The sequence below is a fragment of the Nonomuraea sp. NPDC003727 genome, from assembly GCF_053586935.1.
This window is the reverse complement of sequence record NZ_JBSFNE010000027.1, coordinates 37,729-53,893: the sequence shown is the minus strand read 5'-3', so window position 1 is coordinate 53,893 and position 16,165 is coordinate 37,729. Positions and strand designations below refer to the sequence as shown.

General features: G+C 71.2%; 14 protein-coding genes. 4 read left to right on the top strand and 10 right to left on the bottom strand.

The features are described 5' to 3' along the window. Positions 1-14: 14 nt before the first annotated feature. The 9 genes from ACWDLG_RS40450 to ACWDLG_RS40410 form a co-directional block, all read right to left on the bottom strand. Positions 15-482 (bottom strand): SAM-dependent methyltransferase, encoded by a 468-nt coding sequence (locus ACWDLG_RS40450; RefSeq protein ID WP_449930225.1) that lies wholly within the window; start codon positions 480-482, stop codon positions 15-17. 5 nt (positions 483-487) lie between these two features. Beyond that, the gene (locus ACWDLG_RS40445; protein WP_449930223.1) at positions 488-1,480 is read right to left on the bottom strand and encodes an MBL fold metallo-hydrolase; all 993 of its coding nucleotides are present in this window, start codon (positions 1,478-1,480) and stop codon (positions 488-490) included. After that, the gene (locus ACWDLG_RS40440) at positions 1,477-1,893 is read right to left on the bottom strand and encodes an SRPBCC family protein (RefSeq protein ID WP_449930221.1); all 417 of its coding nucleotides are present in this window, start codon (positions 1,891-1,893) and stop codon (positions 1,477-1,479) included. Before ACWDLG_RS40440 ends, ACWDLG_RS40445 begins: the two co-directional genes overlap by 4 nt. Beyond that, the gene (locus ACWDLG_RS40435; RefSeq protein ID WP_449930219.1) at positions 1,890-3,137 is read right to left on the bottom strand and encodes a M24 family metallopeptidase; all 1,248 of its coding nucleotides are present in this window, start codon (positions 3,135-3,137) and stop codon (positions 1,890-1,892) included. Before ACWDLG_RS40435 ends, ACWDLG_RS40440 begins: the two co-directional genes overlap by 4 nt. 151 nt (positions 3,138-3,288) lie before the next feature. Then, a complete protein-coding gene (locus ACWDLG_RS40430; protein ID WP_449930217.1) occupies positions 3,289-5,892 on the bottom strand; it encodes a family 78 glycoside hydrolase catalytic domain in 2,604 nt (867 codons plus the stop codon). A gap of 14 nt (positions 5,893-5,906) precedes the next feature. Next, positions 5,907-6,896: a serine hydrolase domain-containing protein gene (locus tag ACWDLG_RS40425; RefSeq protein ID WP_449930215.1), complete on the bottom strand. Its 990-nt coding sequence runs from the start codon at positions 6,894-6,896 to the stop codon at positions 5,907-5,909. Further along, the gene (locus ACWDLG_RS40420; RefSeq protein WP_449930213.1) at positions 6,893-7,711 is read right to left on the bottom strand and encodes a carbohydrate ABC transporter permease; all 819 of its coding nucleotides are present in this window, start codon (positions 7,709-7,711) and stop codon (positions 6,893-6,895) included. The genes ACWDLG_RS40425 and ACWDLG_RS40420 overlap by 4 nt, the downstream gene beginning before the upstream one ends. Beyond that, a complete protein-coding gene (locus ACWDLG_RS40415; RefSeq protein WP_449930211.1) occupies positions 7,708-8,556 on the bottom strand; it encodes a carbohydrate ABC transporter permease in 849 nt (282 codons plus the stop codon). The genes ACWDLG_RS40420 and ACWDLG_RS40415 overlap by 4 nt, the downstream gene beginning before the upstream one ends. Then, positions 8,556-9,845 (bottom strand): ABC transporter substrate-binding protein, encoded by a 1,290-nt coding sequence (locus tag ACWDLG_RS40410; protein ID WP_449930209.1) that lies wholly within the window; start codon positions 9,843-9,845, stop codon positions 8,556-8,558. The genes ACWDLG_RS40415 and ACWDLG_RS40410 overlap by 1 nt, the downstream gene beginning before the upstream one ends. A gap of 167 nt (positions 9,846-10,012) precedes the next feature. Between ACWDLG_RS40410 and ACWDLG_RS40405 the strand changes: the two genes are divergently transcribed. The 3 genes from ACWDLG_RS40405 to ACWDLG_RS40395 all read left to right on the top strand — a co-directional run bounded on the left by ACWDLG_RS40405 (position 10,013) and on the right by ACWDLG_RS40395 (position 14,580). Continuing rightward, positions 10,013-11,023: a LacI family DNA-binding transcriptional regulator gene (locus ACWDLG_RS40405; protein ID WP_354922112.1), complete on the top strand. Its 1,011-nt coding sequence runs from the start codon at positions 10,013-10,015 to the stop codon at positions 11,021-11,023. Positions 11,024-11,092: 69 nt separating this feature from the next. Continuing rightward, a complete protein-coding gene (locus tag ACWDLG_RS40400; RefSeq protein ID WP_449930207.1) occupies positions 11,093-12,673 on the top strand; it encodes a hypothetical protein in 1,581 nt (526 codons plus the stop codon). Positions 12,674-12,693: 20 nt separating this feature from the next. Continuing rightward, positions 12,694-14,580, top strand: a complete 1,887-nt coding sequence (locus ACWDLG_RS40395; protein WP_449930205.1) for a hypothetical protein — start codon at positions 12,694-12,696, stop codon at positions 14,578-14,580. On the opposite strand, the gene ACWDLG_RS40390 is transcribed toward ACWDLG_RS40395, so the two are convergent. Beyond that, on the bottom strand, positions 14,550-15,122 hold the full coding sequence (locus tag ACWDLG_RS40390; RefSeq protein WP_449930203.1) for a TetR/AcrR family transcriptional regulator: 573 nt from the start codon (positions 15,120-15,122) through the stop codon (positions 14,550-14,552). The two genes, ACWDLG_RS40395 and ACWDLG_RS40390, sit on opposite strands and share 31 nt — an antisense overlap. Positions 15,123-15,302: 180 nt before the next feature. Here ACWDLG_RS40390 and ACWDLG_RS40385 point away from each other — a divergent pair, with 180 nt between their 5' ends. Beyond that, positions 15,303-16,160 carry a poly(ethylene terephthalate) hydrolase family protein gene (locus tag ACWDLG_RS40385; RefSeq protein ID WP_449930202.1) on the top strand — a complete coding sequence of 286 codons (858 nt, stop codon included), beginning with the start codon at positions 15,303-15,305 and terminating at the stop codon, positions 16,158-16,160. Positions 16,161-16,165: the final 5 nt, after the last annotated feature.

Genomic DNA, 16,165 nt, shown 5'->3' with positions numbered 1-16,165 from the left:
TCGGGCGCGGTACGTCAGTAGTAGTGGCGCATGATCTCGGTGGCCCACGGGGGCTGGGTCGTGGGTCCGACGGGGCCGAACTCGCTCATGTACGGCTTGATGTCCAGCACGGGAGTGCCGTCCACCGCGTCCAGGCCCCGCACGTGCGCCTCCAGCCCATCGACCTTGGTCAGGCGGCAGCGAGAGAGCCCGAGCCGGTTGGGGCGGTTCTTGCCGCGCTGGGCGAAGATCCCGACCAACGGCCAGTCGGTGTTGCCGCGGGGGTGGCGGGCGCCGGTCTCGATCTTCTCGGCCGGCACCCGGTCGAAGAAGTAGATGACCTCCAGGTGCGAGAAACCGTCCAGGCCGGCCAGCGCGTCAGGGCCGAACTGCGCCGCGTCCAACCTGATGACGGCGGAGACCGTCCCCCAATCGTCGTCGAAGACCACCTCCCGCCCGCCGATCACGTGACCGATGGGACGGGCGACCACTTCCTTCAGCATGTGATTCAACGTCCCACATAGAGGCGGTAGGTCGCCAGGATATTGAGCCGATGCAGGTTCCTGCACAGGTCGAGCATGGCGTGCCGGGCGAGGTCCGGTGGGACCTGGTAGGTGGCGAGCGCGGCTGACAGCTCCGGATCGAGTCGCTCGGCCCACGGGTTGGTGCAGGCGGCCATCGTCTCATCCAAGGGACGGCCGGCCCGCACAGCGGCGAGGACCTCCTCGTGCAGCAGTTCCAGATAGGCGATGAGCGTGTCGATGGCGGCGTGCCCGCCGCCCATCGGGCCGTGGCCGGGCACGATCGTCTCCAGGTCGGGCAGCGCCTGCCTCATCCGGCGCAGTGACTCCAGGTACGGCAGCGGGCCGCCCTGGAGCAGCATGTGCGCGATGCCCGCGTGCGCCAGGAAATTGCCGGTCCAGGCGGTCCGCGTGTCGGGGACGTAGACGACGGTGTCGCCGGGGCCGTTGCCGGGGCCGAAGTGCCAGAGCTGGACTGTTCGGCCGCCGAGGTCGATCTCGGCGAAGGAGTCGAAGGTGATGTCCGGGAGCCGCCAGCGGGTCACGGCGGTGAACGACGCCTCGTCGCCGTACATGTTGCCCGACCTGACCTGCTTCTCGTAGTCCAGATCGGCCATGTTCTCCTTGTTGAGGCGTGACGACACGATGACGGTGTCCTCGGGGAAGGCCAGGTTTCCGAAGGTGTGGTCGCCGTGGTAGGTCGTGTTGGCGAGGTAGCGCACCGGCCGGTCGGTCAGCTCGGCGGCCAGGTCCTGGATCTGCCGAGACACCTCGGGGGTGATTCCCGCGTCGACGATCAGGGCGGTGTCGTGGCCGACGACGAGCCCGTTGTTGTCCTTCGGCGGCAGGTTCGCCATCAGCGCGTGGACGCCGGGCGCCAACTCGCGGGGGAGCAGTCGCAAACCTGCGGGTGAGAGGTTGGGTCCGGCGTATCCGGCGGGCCGTTCGGCGATCTCACGGTCGGGGATGCGGGTGGTCACAGCTGGGCCTCCAGACGCTCGAACATCAGCGGCACCTGCTTGCCGAGCTGGGCTTTGACGAGATGCTCTGCCATCTTCGGCACGCCGTCGAGCTCCAGACGGAACTCCACCGCGCACCCACCCTCGGCAGGCAGCACGCCGTACGTCTGAGAGACGCCGGGTCGGGTGCCCGGCGCGGTCCGCAGCGAGATGCGCGCGCCGGGCAGGCATTCGGTCACGGTGAGGGCGATCTCGGTACGGCGGCCCATCACCTTGCGCACCTGGTTGAGGGCGGCGCCCTCCCGCAGTGGACCGTCGAGGTGTGCTTCCAGCACGTCTGACTGCCATGCCGGGTATCCACCCAGGTCGGCCAGCACGGCGAAGACGGCCTCCACCGGCTGGGGATAGCGGGCGACGTGGTCGACGGTGATCATGAGTTGCTCCTCAGCAGTTGGGCGGTGAACGGGTTGAGCTCGTGGGGTTCCTCCTCGCCGATGACGACGGTGCCGCCGAGATTGACCAGGTGGTCGCCGATGACGGCGTTGGGTTCGAAGGCGAAGGTCATCCCGGGGGCCAGCGGGAGTTCGCCGCCCATGGTGGGCACCTCGAACAGCCGGCCGTACTCCTGGGCCTCGGGCACGCGGCGCAGTCCCGCGCCGAAGCCGCAGACGGGCCCCATCGGGTTGAGGGTGTGCACGAGCGGGTGGATGTTCCAGGCATCGGCGTTCTTCAACGGGGCCTGCATGGCCTCGACGAGGTCGCCGAAGGTGTTGCCTGGCCGGGCCGCGGCCAGCCCGGCCTCGTAGCTGGCGCGGGCGACCTCGGCGCCCAGCTCGATGTCGGGGTGCGGCTCGCCGACGGCGATGGCGACCTGGTGCTGGGTCTCCTTCATGCCGAACCGGCAGAACACCTCGGCCATGATGACGTCACCGTCGTCGATGACGCGTGGCGCTTGCGGGCGGTAGGACCAGGCGGGCGGGCCCCAGGAGATGAACCCGGGACCGGAGGACAGCAGCATGTCGGGGGCGGCCACGCCGCGCTGGAAGGCCGCCGCCATACCCGCGGCGTACACCTCGGCCTCGCTGACGCCGGGCCTGGCCGCGTTCAGCATGGCCCGGGCCATCGCGTCACCGGCGGCGGCTGAGTGCCGGACGACCGCCAGCTCCTCCTCCGACTGGCAGATGGTGGCGAACAGGTGGCTCAGCCCGACCGGCGTGAAGGTCACCTCGGGCAGCTCGGCGAGTACCTGGCTCCACAAGCCGTGCGGCATGATCGGGTTGATGTGGAAGGGCGGGTAGGGGTCCAGCCCGAGCACGCCGACCGCCGCGGATTCCAGGCGGTGTTCGCGCAGGACCTCGACCACGCCTGCCGCGTGCTTGGCGACGCGGATGTCGCGCGGGGCGATCCACAGTTCCTCGCCGCGTCTGCGTGCCTGGATGTGGTCGGCGACGGGAAGCGTGGACCAGGTCAGCTGGATCGGGTCGGCGTCGCGGCAGAAGATGACGATCGCACCGGGACGGTCGTTGGTGAAGTACACATCCGGCGCGAAGGGCGCCAGGTCGGCGCATTCATGCTCGCCGTAGGCGATGAGAGCTTGGACGCCCTCGGCTTCCATGATCTGCCGGGCGAGCGCCCAGCGGCGGTCTCGCTCGGCGAGAGAGTAGGTGGGAACGTGCATGCCGCCGACGCTACGGACGCGTGGTGGGGCCCGGCTTCCGTCAGCTGACTGTAGTTGCCTGTACGGCCGAGCGGCGCCTCACCCGTCAGGCGGCGTCACCACTCAGTGACGACAAGCGACACGAGTGGTGACCGCAAGCCTCACAACCAGCTCACCGGCCCAGGTCGTCCCACTCCTGGAGCAGGTGGGCCGTGGCCGCCGCAGGGGCCGTGAACGACCAGCGGCCCGGCGGCAGGTTCAGGGCGCAGCCCCCGTCGGCCAGCCTGGTGGTCGGCAGCTGCTCGCTGAGGCCCATGAGGAAGGTGCCGTTGACGCTCATCCCGTCCCATGCGCCGCGCACGGGCAGCACCGCGCGGGCGGTCACGCCCTCCGGGACGGCGAACGTGAACTGCACCCCGTCGGGCCCGGCCCGCCAGCCCGACTCGACCGTCCCCGACGCGCTCTCGTAGCGGGCGTGCGCCTGGCGCAGCAGCGGGACGGGGCCGGGACGCAGCAGCAGCTCGCCGAAGCCGCCACCTGTCCCGCGCGGGTCGTCGCCCAGGCCCGCCACGTGCCGGAACAGCCAGTCGCCCACGCAGCCGTAGGCGTAGTGGTTGAAGGAGTTCATGGCCGGCGTCTGCAGGCCGTGCCGGTGGTGCCAGGCGTCCCAGCGCTCCCACATGGTCGTCGCCCCGGCGCGGAGCTGGTAGCGCCAGGACGGATAGCCCTCCTGGTTGAAGATCCGGCACGCCAGGTCGTGGTGGCCGGTCTCGGACAGCACGGGCAGCAGCAGGGGGGTGCCGACGAAGCCCGTCATGAGCCGGTGCCCGTCGGCGCGGACCAGCTCGGCCAGCGCCTGCGCCGACGCGGCCCGGTCCTCGGGCGGGACCAGGTCCCAGGCGAGGGCGACGGCGTAGCCGGTCTGCGTCTCGGTGTGCAGCCTCGGCCCGCTGAGGAAGGCCCGCTGGAAGGCGCCCGACACGCGGGTGAACGCCTCGCCGTACTCCGGCGCGTGCGGCTCGCCGAGCACGTCGGCCACGTGCGCGACCAGGCGGAGGCTGCGGGCGAGGGCGGCGGTGGCGATGAGGCTCTTGGGCGTCTCGACCGTGCCGGGGGCCAGCCAGTCGCCCAGGGCCCTGCCCGGTCTGATGCCGTCCTCGGCCTGGGCCAGGCAGTAGTCGGCCCACCGCCGCATCGGGTCGTAGGCGCGGCGCAGCGTGCGGTCGTCGCCGTAGCGCCGCCACAGCAGCCACGGCACCTCGACCAGCGCGTCGGACCATACGGGGGAGTCGTATCCGTACTCGGGCAGGACCGGCGCGACATGCGGGACCGCGCCGTCGGCCCGCTGCCCGTCGATCAGCGTCGTCACCCAGCCGGACAGGAACGCCTGCGTGTGCCGCAGGAAGCTGAGCGTCGAGCCGAACACCGAGATGTCGGCCGTCCAGCCGGTCCGCTCGTCGCGCTGCGGGCAGTCGGTCGGCACGCTCACCAGGTTGCCGTCCGCCGACGCGCCGATGTTGGCGACGAGTTGCCGTACGGCGGGATCGCTCACGGTCAGCGAGCCGGTGACGGCGAGCGTGGAGGACAGCAGCACCGCCTCCAGGTCGTCCGGCGTCAGCGCGCCCGGCCAGCCGGTGACCTCCGCGTAGCGGAACCCGTGCAGGGTGAAGGCGGGCTCCACGACGTGCGCGCCGGGGCCGAGGACGAACTCGTCACGCTGGTCCGCGGTGCGCAGGTTGTCGGTGTAGAGCCGCCCGGTCGCGGTCAGCTCCTCCCCGTGCCGCACCACGATCCGTACGGGGTCCGGCGCGTCGACGCGCAGCCGTACGCGCCCGACGACGTTCCGCCCGAAGTCGGCCACCTGGACGCCCGGCGCGGGTTCGGTCACGGACACGGCGGGCACCGTGCCGGTCACCCGCACCGGGGGAGCGGGGTCGGCCTCCACCAGGATCTCCGGGGCGGCCGTCGTCTCGGCGGGTCCGACCTGCCGGGATGGGGCCTGGACGGTCTCGCCCATCACCAGGTCGGCGCGCGGGCGGCCGAGATCCCGCCGGGTCCAGGCCGCGTCCGTGGCGAACACGCGGCGGACCCCGTCGTCGTCCCGTACGAGCACCTGGGCGCTGGCAGCGGGCCGGTCGCCGTAGCGGCGCGGGCCGCCGCCGGCGACGTGACCGGCGTACCAGCCGGGAGCGAGCCACAGCTCCAGCTCGTTCTCGCCGGGTACGAGCAGCTCCGTGAGCTCCAGCAGCCGATAGCGCGTCCGGCGACCGTAGTCGGTCCAGCCGGGGGCCAGCTCCTCCTCGCCCAGCCGCACCCCGTTGAGCAGCGCCCGGTAGACGCCCAGCGCGGTGGCGGCCAGCCAGGCGCGCCCGGGAGCGTGACGCCAGGTGAACGACCCGCGCAGGCTCACCGCCGCCCGGGGGTCGCCCGCCAGCCAGGGGGCGTCCCACCCGCCGCGCGCCCGCAGGCCCGTGGTGAACGCGCCGGTCGCGTGCCCTTCCACACTCCACGTGTACGGCGTCAGCGGTGCCAGCCACTCATCCGGCACGTCCACGCCGTACGATCCGGCAGGCACGGACGACCGCCACACCTCGCGCCCGTCCGAGGACACCACCACGGTGGCCTCCTGGATCAGCCGGGCGTCCCACGACAGCCGGGGCGACGGCTCGTCCACGCCCACCGGATCCGCCAGACCGCACGTCAGGCCCACCCGTGGAGCGGGCAGGGCCGAACGGATGAACGGCGCCTGCGCGCCGGAGACCTGCACTCCGAGCACCCCCGAATCCCGGTTCACGCATCGAGCCCGGTGGTGAAGGCGTTGTGCAGACCGTCGACGTCGACGCCGGACAGGCTCGGCGCCATCACGTTGATCAGCAGCACGAAGCACGCGTCCTGCTCCGGGTACATCCACCACTGGCACCCCGAGGCGCCGCCGTGCCCGTACAGCCGCCGGTCGAGCAGTCCGGGAGCCGAGTGGCGCAGGTTCCAGGTGAGGCCCCAGTCCTGCCCGGCGTTGACCGGGTCGGGCTGCAGCTTGACCAGGCCGGTCGTCTGCGGGGTCGTCATGGCGGCCAGGGTGGTCGGGTGGATCAGCCCGCGGTCGCCGCGCAGCAGCGCCCCGCCCAGCGCCAGGAGGTCCTCGGCGCGGGAGAACAGCGCCCCTGCCGGGTGGCGGAGCCGTACGAACGTGGCGAAGTCGAAGCCAGGCCCGAGCAGTTCGATGCCGTGGACCTCGGCCGCGTCGCACGCCGGGTCGAACGTGATCCGCCCGCCGCCCGGCACCAGCGTGTTCAGGGCGGAGTCGATCACGTCGGCCACGTCGCGGCCTGTGACGTCGCGGACCATCTCCGCGATCCCGGCGAAGGCCAGGTTGGAGTACTGGCTGAGCGTGCCTGCCTCGAACATCGACGGCGCGGTGACGAGGTGCTCCAGCAGGTCGTCAGGCGTGAGCGTCTGCTCGGCGATGCCGCTGGTGTGGGTGAGCAGGTGCCAGAGCGTCACGTCGGGCCGGGCGAAGTTCGGCAGTACGTCCCGCAGCGGGCGGCGCAGCGACAGCAGCCCGCGCTCGACCTGGCGCAGGGCGACCAGCCCCATGAGCGGCTTGGTCACCGAGAACAGCGCGAAGTGGTCCTCGGTCCTGGTCTCGCGGCCGTCGTGCGCGCCGAACGCCTCCAGCACCTGGATCCCGTCGGAGGTGGCGGCGCCGAACACCGCGCACGGCAGCCGCCCCTCCTTGATCTCGCGCCTGACCCAGTCGAGCGCGATGTCGTGAGTGGTCATCCCTTGAGTGCACCTTCCGTAAGACCGGCCAGGACGCGCTTCTGCGCGACGACGTACACCGCCACGAGGGGCAGTGTGGTGAGCAGGACGTGGGCGAAGACGAGGTTCCAGTTCAGGCTCTGCAGGGTGCCGGAGGCGAACTGGAACAGGCTCAGCGGCAGCGTGGCGTTCGCGCTGCCCTGCAGCAGGAAGAGGGCGAAGAAGAAGTCGTTCCAGACGTTGATGATCAGGATCACGCTGCCGACGAACAGCACCGGCCGCAGCAGGGGCAGCAGGATGCGGACGAAGACCTGCGGGCGGGAGGCGCCGTCGATGGCGGCGGCGTCCTCCAGGTCGCGGGGGAACGCCCGGACGAATCCGGTCGCCAGGAAGATCACGATGCCCAGGCGGCAGCCGGTCATGGTCAGCACATAGCCGAGCGAGCCGTCGTCCAGCGACAGGGCACGCAGCAGGTAGACGGTCGGGATGATCGACGGCGGCAGCAGGATCGACAGCCCCATCACGAAGTAGGCCGCCTGAAGCCACCGCGACCGGCTGCGCCCGAACGCCCACGCCGCCGCCGCGCCGAGGAACACCACGGCCACCACGATCGGCACGGTCACCTTGAGGCTGTTGACCAGCCCCGTCAGGTAGCCGCCCCGGTCGAGCACGATGCCGTAGTTCTCGGCGATCGCCCACGTCCTGGGCAGGCCGAGGCCCAGCTCGGCGGCCTCGCCGGCGGGTTTGAACGAGTTGACGACCACGAGCCAGACGGGCACGAGGACCCACGGGATCGCGAAGAGCGTCAGCGCCGTGTACTTGAGGACCGCTCTCATCCCGTCACCTCCCTGCGCCGCAGCCACCACACGAGGGGCACGGCGGTGGCGATCACCAGCAGCGTCACGGTGAACCCCAGCGCGCTGGCGGAGCCGAAGAAGCCCTGCCCCCACTGCTGGCGCATCACCACGTTCAGGGCCCGCGTGTGGTCGCCGGGCCCGCCGCCGGTGGTGGCGGCGATCACGTCGTACGCGCTGAGCGCGCCCACCAGCGTGACCGCCACGTTGAAGGTCAGCGCCGGGGCGAGCATGGGGAACACCACCCTCCGGAACCGGGTCCACGACCCGGCCCCGTCGACCGTCGCCGACTCCAGCAGCGACTTCGGGATGGAGTTGAGGCCCGCGATGTAGACGAGGGTGATCAGCCCGCTCCACTTCCACGCGTCGATGAACGCGACCACCACCAGCGCGGTGGACGGTTCGCCCAGCCATGCCCATTCGATGCCGAGGAAGGAGTTGACCGCCCCGTCGGGGGCGAGCAGCCCGCGCCAGATGTATCCGGCGGCCAGCGGCGAGATGAGCGTCGGCAGGAAGAAGGCCGAGCGGAAGACGGTGTTGATCCGGCTGGTCCGCTGGAGGGCCAGGGCCAGCGAGAGGCTGACCGTGTTCTGGATCGCCATGCACAGGATCGCGTACAGCACGGTCACGGTGACCGCGTTGGCCAGCAGGTCCTGCTCGATCAGCGTGCGGACGTTCTCCAGCCCGTTCCAGGTGATCTCGGCCCGGAAGCTCGTCCAGGAGGAGAACGCGAACCGGACGTTGAGCAGGAACGGGGCGACGAAGAAGACCGTGACCAGCACGATCGCGGGCAGCGCCCAGGGCAGCCAGGCCACCCTGTTCCGCATCACCATCCGGGCAGCCCTGCCGCCTTGGCCGCCTGCTCGACCTGGCCCTGTAGCTGGGTCGCCGCCTTCTGCGGATCCTTCTGCCCGGCGATCAGCTCGGACATGAGCTGGGCCAGCCCGCCCATGCCGGGGATGTCGGAGTTGAAGGAGATGACCGCGCCGGTGTCGTACGCCTTCTTGACGTCCTGCAGCACGGACGAGACGCCCTGCGGGTCGGGCACGTCCTTGAACACGGGGAAGGTCTTGGACGCGGTGATGTACTCGGCGTAGGCAGGGCCGGTCATGAAGCGCACGAAGTCGAGCGATGCCTTCTCCCGCGCCGCGTCACCGGTCTTGGGCAGGTAGAACGTGCCGATCGGGCCGGGCGCGTAGGTCGCGAGCGGCTTGGCGCTCGACAGGCCGACGAAGCCGACGGACTCGTCGACGGTCTTCTGGTCGCCGTCCGCGGCTGCGAGGAGGGCCGGGAGCATGTCGGAGTGCTGGGCGACCATGGCGGCCTTGCCGGTCACGAGGGCCTTCATGGAGTCCTCGAACTTGGCGGTGACGATGTCCTTGTTGAAGCAGCCGTCGGCCTTCAGCTTGGCGTAGGCGGTCAGGCCGGCGACGAAGGGCGAGCCCGCGTCGGCCAGCGTGCTGCTGTGGCTCGCGATGGCCTTGCCGTACGCGTTGGACTGGTTGGCGCCTGCCAGGTAGAGGATGGGCAGGATCTGCACCGGCCAGATCGACCCGCCCGACTCGAAGACCGGCGTGACGCCGGCGGCCTTGAGCTTGGGGCAGGCGGCGGCGAGCTCGGCGAAGTTCGAGGGCGGGGTCAGCCCGGCCGCGGTGAAGACCTTCTTGTTGTAGTAGAGGCCGAAGACCTGGGGGAAGCCGGTGATGGCGGCGTAGACCTTGCCGTTGACGGACCCGGCGGCCTCGTAGAGGTCGCCGGACCTGGCGATGTACGCCTCGCCTGTCAGGTCGCGCAGGTTCTCGGCCGGGTTGAGGGCGAGCAGGCCGCTCACCGTCGCGTGGTACTCCAGGATGTCCGGGCGGTCGCCGGTGGCCCACTTGGTCTGGGTGGTCTCCTCGAAGCCGTCGGACGGGATCGACACGAGCTCGATCTTGTGGCCGGACTGCTTCTCGAACTTCCTGTACATCTCCAGCAGCGGCGCCGGGTCCGCGCTGTTGTGCCAGAGGGTCAGCTTCACCTGACCGGTCCCCTCCGGGGCGGACGACCCGCAGCCGGAGAGGGACAGGGCGAGGGCGGCGCCGATCGCCGCGCCGAGCAGACGGGATGGTGCTCTCACGCCCGTGCTCCTGTTCACTTTGGGGATTGCTGTGTAGAACGTTCTCCATTGTTAGGGCACGAGAGAATCGCCCGTCAAGAGGTAGACCTGAGTGCCGGTAGCGGGCTAGCCTCACCTTTCGGAAAAGTGTGTAGTGCGTTCTACGAAAGCTCTATGAAGGACGGCGTGTGACGAGCGGACGGGTGACGATCGCCGATGTGGCCAGGCGAGCCGGGGTTTCCACGGCCGCCGTGTCCAAGGTGGTGCGCGGGGCCTACGGCGTGAGCGCGGAGATGCAGGCCAAGGTGACGCAGGCCATCGACGAGCTGGGCTACCGCCCGCACGCCGCGGCCCGCGCCCTGCGCGGACGCACCTACACCCTCGGCGTCATGCTCTCGGACACCCGCAACCCGTTCTTCCCCGACATCATCGAGGGCGTCACCGGCCGGCTGGGCGACACCGAGTACCAGGTGCTGCTCGGACCTGGCGGGATCGAGCCCAAGACGCAGGCCAGGATGACCGACGCCATGATCGACCGGAGCATGGACGGGCTCATCCTGATCTCGCCGGTCATGTCGGACGCCGAACTCGCCGCCATCGCGACGGCCATCCCGATCGTCGTGGTGGGCAGGCACGGCGGCGCCGCGGCCTACGACGCGGTCGTCGACGACGACGTGATGGGGGCGGGGCTCGTGGTCGACCACCTGGTCGGGCTCGGGCACACCCGGATCGCGCACATCACCCACCTGGAGCGGGCCCGCGCCCAGGGACTGCCGCACACGGTGCGCGCCGAAGGCTACCGCCAGGCGATGCGCGCCCACGGACTCGCCGACGACGTGCTGGCCACCTCCTTCACCGAGGAGGGCGGCTTCGAGGGCGCGCGGGAACTGCTCGCGCGCGACGACCGGCCCACCGCGATCTTCGCCGGGGCCGACATCGCGGCGCTCGGCGTGCTGCGCGCCGCCGACGAGGCGGGCCTGTCGGTGCCGGAGGACCTCTCCGTCGCCGGATACGACAACATCGGCATCGCCTCGCTCAAGCGCATCTCGCTCACCAGCGTCGACCAGGACGGGCACGTGATCGGGGCGACCGCCGCGCGCCTGCTCGTCGAACGCATCGAGGGACGCTCACGATCGGTGACGTCGTCGGTGTCACCCACGCTGATCGTCCGCGGAACCACAGGACCGCCTCGCCGCTGAACACCGGCCGCCTGTCGGGGGACTGTCGCGGACCAAGAATTAAAACGATTCGATGGAAGGACCCCCCACGTGAGACGACTCGCTCTCCTCGCCCTTCTCCTCCCGCTGGTCGCGCCCGCGCCATCGGCCTCCGCCCAGACGGCCGCTCCGGCCTGCCCGGTCAGGGTCGACCCCGCCGCGTTCGCCGCCGAGGCCCGCCTGAGCAGCCTGGCCGAGCAGCAGGAGGCGTTCGGCCCCAGGCCGACCGGCTCCACCGCGCACGCCGACTACGTCGACTGGCTGGAGGACGAGATGGCGGCCATCCCCGGCCTCCAGCTCTCCTCCCTGCCCTACGCCATCGACCGCTGGGACAGCCTCGGCACCGGCCTGACCGTCGGCGGTACGGCCGTGCAGGTCGCGGCCCCCGTACCGTTCTCCTCCTCCACCGGCGCGGGCGGCGTCTCGGCGCCACTCGTCCACCTGGCCGCAGGGACGAACATCACCGCGGCCAACGCCGCCGGGAAGATCGTCGTCCGGGACCTGCCGTGGACCAACATGCCCAACCTGCTGTTCTATCCGCCCGCCCTCGGCTACTCCATGTACGACCCGGCCCTCACGATCAACCTGCTCGGCTCGGAGTCGATGGAGGCCCCGGCCGCGGCCGACGCCGACCTCAAGGCGGCCGCCGCCGCGGGCGCGGTGGGCGTGATCGAGGTCAGCCAGCTCCCGCATGCTCAGATCCAGGGCCAGTACGCGCCCTACGAGGGCCTGCCGTACGGCGTGCCAGGCGCATACGTCGGCGCCGACCAGGGCAAGCAGATCAAGGACGCGCTGGCCGCCGGGCAGCCGGTCCGGGCCGCGCTGACCGTGCACGCCGCCTGGACGCCGACGACGACCCGCACCCTGCTCGCGACGCTTCCCGGCGGGAGCGCCCAGAAGATCGTCGTGGAGAGCCACACCGACGGCATGAGCCCGGTGTGGGACAACGGCCCGCTCGCCATGATCGAGATGGCCCGCTACCTGTCGTCGCTACCGGTGGAGTGCCGTCCGCGCACCGTGCAGTTCGCGTTCGTGACCGGCCACCTCTACCAGCACCTGACCGGCCCCGACGTCCGCGAGGGCGGCGCCGGTCAGCTCGCCGCCCAGCTCGACGCCGAGTACGACCAGGGCGGGGTCTCCTCCGTCGTCGTGCTCGAGCACCTCGGCGCCAAGCGCTACGACGCGGTCGCCAGGCCGAACGGCCTGCCGGGCAAGCAGCTCGTCGCCAACCCCGCCCTCACCGAACTGCTGATGGTCCCCGTCAGCGAGAGCACGCCGCTGCGCGAACTGGTCAAGGGCCACATCGAGTACTGGGACGTGAGGCGCACCGCGATCCTCAAGGGCCTGTCGGCGGCCGACCTCGCCACGGTGCCGCACCACTGCGGCTTCGGTGGCGAGGGCACGCCGTACAACCAGCACCTGCTGCCCGTCATCGCGCCCATCGCCGCGCCCAAGACGCTGTTCTCGCCGCAGTTCGGCACCGAGGCGATCGACCTGCCGGCGATGCGCAAGGCGGCCCTCGCCTTCACCGACGTCGTGCTCGACCTCGGCCCGATGGCCCAGTCGGCCGTCGCGGGCGACGTGACCGCCATGCGCCAGCAGCGCGCCTCCGGCACGCCGGGGTGCGCGTGAGCATAGACAGGAAAAGGCTCGTGCGCCGGCACACCGTCGCCGACGCCGGGTGTCCGCTCACCGTCGGCAACGGCGAGTTCGCCTTCACCGCCGACGCCACCGGGCTGCAGACCTTCGCGCCGCTGGGCACGCAGGCGCAGTGGGGCTGGCACACGATGCCCAACCCCGAGGGCCACGTGCTGGAGGACGCGCTCACCGACTACGACGGCGTCGGCTATCCGGACCTGTATCCGGCCACCGAGGCGGGAGGCTGGCTGCACGTGAACCCGCACCGCCTGCATCTCGGCCGGATCGGCCTCGACGTCGACGAGGCCGCCCCGCTCGGCCGGTCGGCGCAGACCCTCGACCTGTGGACCGGCACGCTGTCCAGCTCCTTCGAGCTGGGCGGCCTGCCGTACGAGGTGGAGACGGTCTGTCACCCCGAGCGGGACCTGCTGGCCGTCCGCGTCGTGGGCGGCGCGGGGATCAGGATCGCCTTCCCCTACGCCAGCGATGGCTGGCACACCACCGCCGACTGGGACCAACCCGAGAGGCACACCACCACGCACGCGCTCACGCACACGCCGTACGGCTCGCGCTGCGACTTCACCCGCGTCCTGGACGCGGACCGGTACCACGTGGCCGCCGAGTGGGCGGGGTCGGCGCGGCTCACGTCGCCCGGCGGTCACGTGTACCTGATCCAGGGCGACGAGCTCGAGCTCGTCGTCGAGTTCGCGCGCCACCCCGTCGGCGCCGCGCTCCCGTCCTTCTCCCAGGTCCGTACGGCTGCCGCCGACCACTGGGAGAGGTTCTGGACGAGCGGGGGAGCGGTGAGCTTCGACGGCAGCACCGACCCGCGAGCGCCCGAGCTCGAACGCCGGGTCGTGCTCTCGCAGTACCTCACCGCGGTCAACTGCGCGGGCTCCACCCCGCCGCAGGAGACCGGGCTGGCCGTCAACTCCTGGAGCGGCAAGTTCCACCTGGAGATGCACTGGTGGCACGCCGCCCACTTCGCCCTGTGGGGCAGGCCCGAGCTGCTGGAGCGGAGCCTGCCGTGGTACCGCTCGATCCTGCCGCGGGCCAGGGCCACGGCCGGACGGCAGGGTTTCCGCGGCGCCCGCTGGCCCAAGCAGGTGGGGCCGGAGGGCAGGGAGAGCCCGAGCGAGATCGGCGCCTTCATCATCTGGCAGCAGCCGCACCTGATCTACTTCGCCGAGCTGCTCCGCCGGATCCGCCCTGGGGCGCTGGAGGACTACCGGGACCTGGTGTTCGAGACGGCCGAGTTCATGGCCTCCTTCGCGGGCGGCGGGCATCTGGGGCCGCCGCTGGTCCCGGCGCAGGAGTCCTACTACGAGTCCAGGCGGTTGGTGCGCGATCCCGCGTTCGAGCTGGCCTACTGGTGGTGGGGGCTGGAGACGGCCCAGCAGTGGCGGGGCCTGCTCGGCCTCGCCCCCGACCCGGAGTGGGCGCGGGTCCTGCACGGCCTGGCCCGGCCACTGGTGCGCGACGGCGTCTACGCGGCCATCGGCGTGGAGCCGTACACGATCAGGACCGACCACCCCTCGATGACCGGCGCGCTCGGGTTCGTGCCGCCCACCCCGCTGATCGACCCCGAGACCATGCGGGCCACCCTGCACGACGTGCTCGCCGACTGGGATCTGGAGAGCGCCTGGGGCTGGGACTTCCCGATGCTCGCCATGTGCGCGGCCAGGCTCGGCGAGCCTGACACCGCCGTGGACGCGCTGCTGATGGACGCCCCGAAGAACACCTACCTGGCCAGCGGCCACAACCACCAGTGGCCCGGGCTGCTGCCCCTCTACCTGCCGGGCAACGGTGGCCTGCTGGCCGCCGTGGCCCACATGGCGGCGGAGGAGTGCTTCCCCGAAGGCTGGCTGGTTCAGGCGGAAGGAGTGGTCGCGATGCCGTGATCGGGGCCGGCGAGCAGGGTGAGCGTGTAGTGGTAGAGGTCGCCGGCCGACGACGTCAGAGTGGCGACACGGCCCTCACGTACCTCCGAGGCGATGAACTCGGTGGTCCCGTAGACGATCAGGCGGGGCACCGCGGCACGCAGCGGCGGCAGCGAGGGATCCTCCAGCCTGGCCTGCGCGGCCAGCGCCCCGAGCATGTCGAGGAAGGGCCGGTAGGCGGCGTCACGCTGCTCGACGGCCCGCTCACCCGCCCTCGGCAACTCCACGAAGTACGCCTGCGCGTACTCCGGGCGTTCCTGCCACCACCGCAGGTAGGCGGTCATCCCCAGCCGGAGCGCCTCGCGCCAGCGGTCGCCCGCCCCCGACGCGGCCGTGTAGATCGAGTCGATCATATCGGGCAGGTCGCGCTCGCATCCGGCGAGGAAGCACGCCTCCTTGTCGGCGAACTGGGCGTAGAAGGCGTTGCGCGAGACCCGCGCGGCGGCGATCACGTCCGGCACGCTCGTGGCGGCGTATCCACGCCTCGCGACGAGCCTCAGCATGGCCTCCACGAGGCGGTTTCGCTGGGAGTCGCGCACCGTGTCGGGGGACAGTCCGTGCCGCCCCCTGGGGAGTGGCCGGCCCGCCGGAACTTCCTTCTGTTCGTGTCTTGACATCGCTCCCCGATCGTACTTCCCTCTCTTAGGAGACGTTCACGTCTCCAAATAGCCTACGAGGTGACCATGGAGAACTTCACCCGCCGGCAGGCGTTACGGGCAGGGGCACTCGGCCTCATGCCGGCCGGATTCCTGTCGTGGACCACCGAGGCCAACGCCGCCTCCACCATCGAGACGATCTACAAGGCAGCGGGTCCGTGGCCGGTCGCCACCGGCACCTCGGGCGGCCACCGGCTCTACTACCCCTCCACCCTGGGCTCGGGCGGCGTCACGCACCCGATCGTCACATGGGGCAACGGCTCGTGGGCCACCCCCGACGACTATCCGGGACTGCTCAACCACCTCGCCTCGTGGGGCTTCGCGGTGGTCGCCTCCACCGACACGACCACGGGCACCGGCGCCGAGATCCTCGCCGCCGCCCAGCACCTCATCAGCCTCGACACCGACCCCGCCAGCGTCTTCCACGGCAAGCTGAACACCGCCCAGGTCGCCGCCGCCGGCCACTCCCAGGGCGCGGGGGGATCCATCAACGCGGCCAACGACTCCGCAGGGCTGATCAAGACCGTCGTGCCGATCGCCGTGCCCGCGCAGTGGATGGCCGGCCCAGGAGATGAGTTCTCCGTCGCCGACCTGACCTGCCCGGTGCTCTTCCTCAGCGGCGCGAACGACTGGCTGATCTCCTCGGCCGCGACCGTGCAGGGCTACTACGACCAGGCCACCGCCGGAGCGGGCAGGGCGCTGCTCAAGGGCGCAGGGCACAACGACATCCAGAACACCGGCGGCGCCTTCCTCGGCTACGTGACCGCCTGGCTGAGGTACCGCCTCCAGGCCGACACCCAGGCCCGCGGGGCGTTCGCCGGCGGCACCGCCGAGCTCCCCACCAACACCGCCTGGCAGAACCAGGCCCTCAAGAACCTCACCTAGGAGAA

Bases quoted from the DNA above. Each gene is read 5' to 3' on its own strand.
- ACWDLG_RS40450 (WP_449930225.1), bottom strand. From the start codon at position 482: ATGCTGAAGGAAGTGGTCGCCCGTCCCATCGGTCACGTGATCGGCGGG.
- ACWDLG_RS40440 (WP_449930221.1), bottom strand. From the start codon at position 1,893: ATGATCACCGTCGACCACGTCGCCCGCTATCCCCAGCCGGTGGAGGCC.
- ACWDLG_RS40435 (WP_449930219.1), bottom strand. From the start codon at position 3,137: ATGCACGTTCCCACCTACTCTCTCGCCGAGCGAGACCGCCGCTGGGCG.
- ACWDLG_RS40425 (WP_449930215.1), bottom strand. From the start codon at position 6,896: ATGACCACTCACGACATCGCGCTCGACTGGGTCAGGCGCGAGATCAAG.
- ACWDLG_RS40420 (WP_449930213.1), bottom strand. From the start codon at position 7,711: ATGAGAGCGGTCCTCAAGTACACGGCGCTGACGCTCTTCGCGATCCCG.
- ACWDLG_RS40415 (WP_449930211.1), bottom strand. From the start codon at position 8,556: ATGCGGAACAGGGTGGCCTGGCTGCCCTGGGCGCTGCCCGCGATCGTG.
- ACWDLG_RS40390 (WP_449930203.1), bottom strand. From the start codon at position 15,122: ATGCTGAGGCTCGTCGCGAGGCGTGGATACGCCGCCACGAGCGTGCCG.
- ACWDLG_RS40385 (WP_449930202.1), top strand. From the start codon at position 15,303: ATGGAGAACTTCACCCGCCGGCAGGCGTTACGGGCAGGGGCACTCGGC.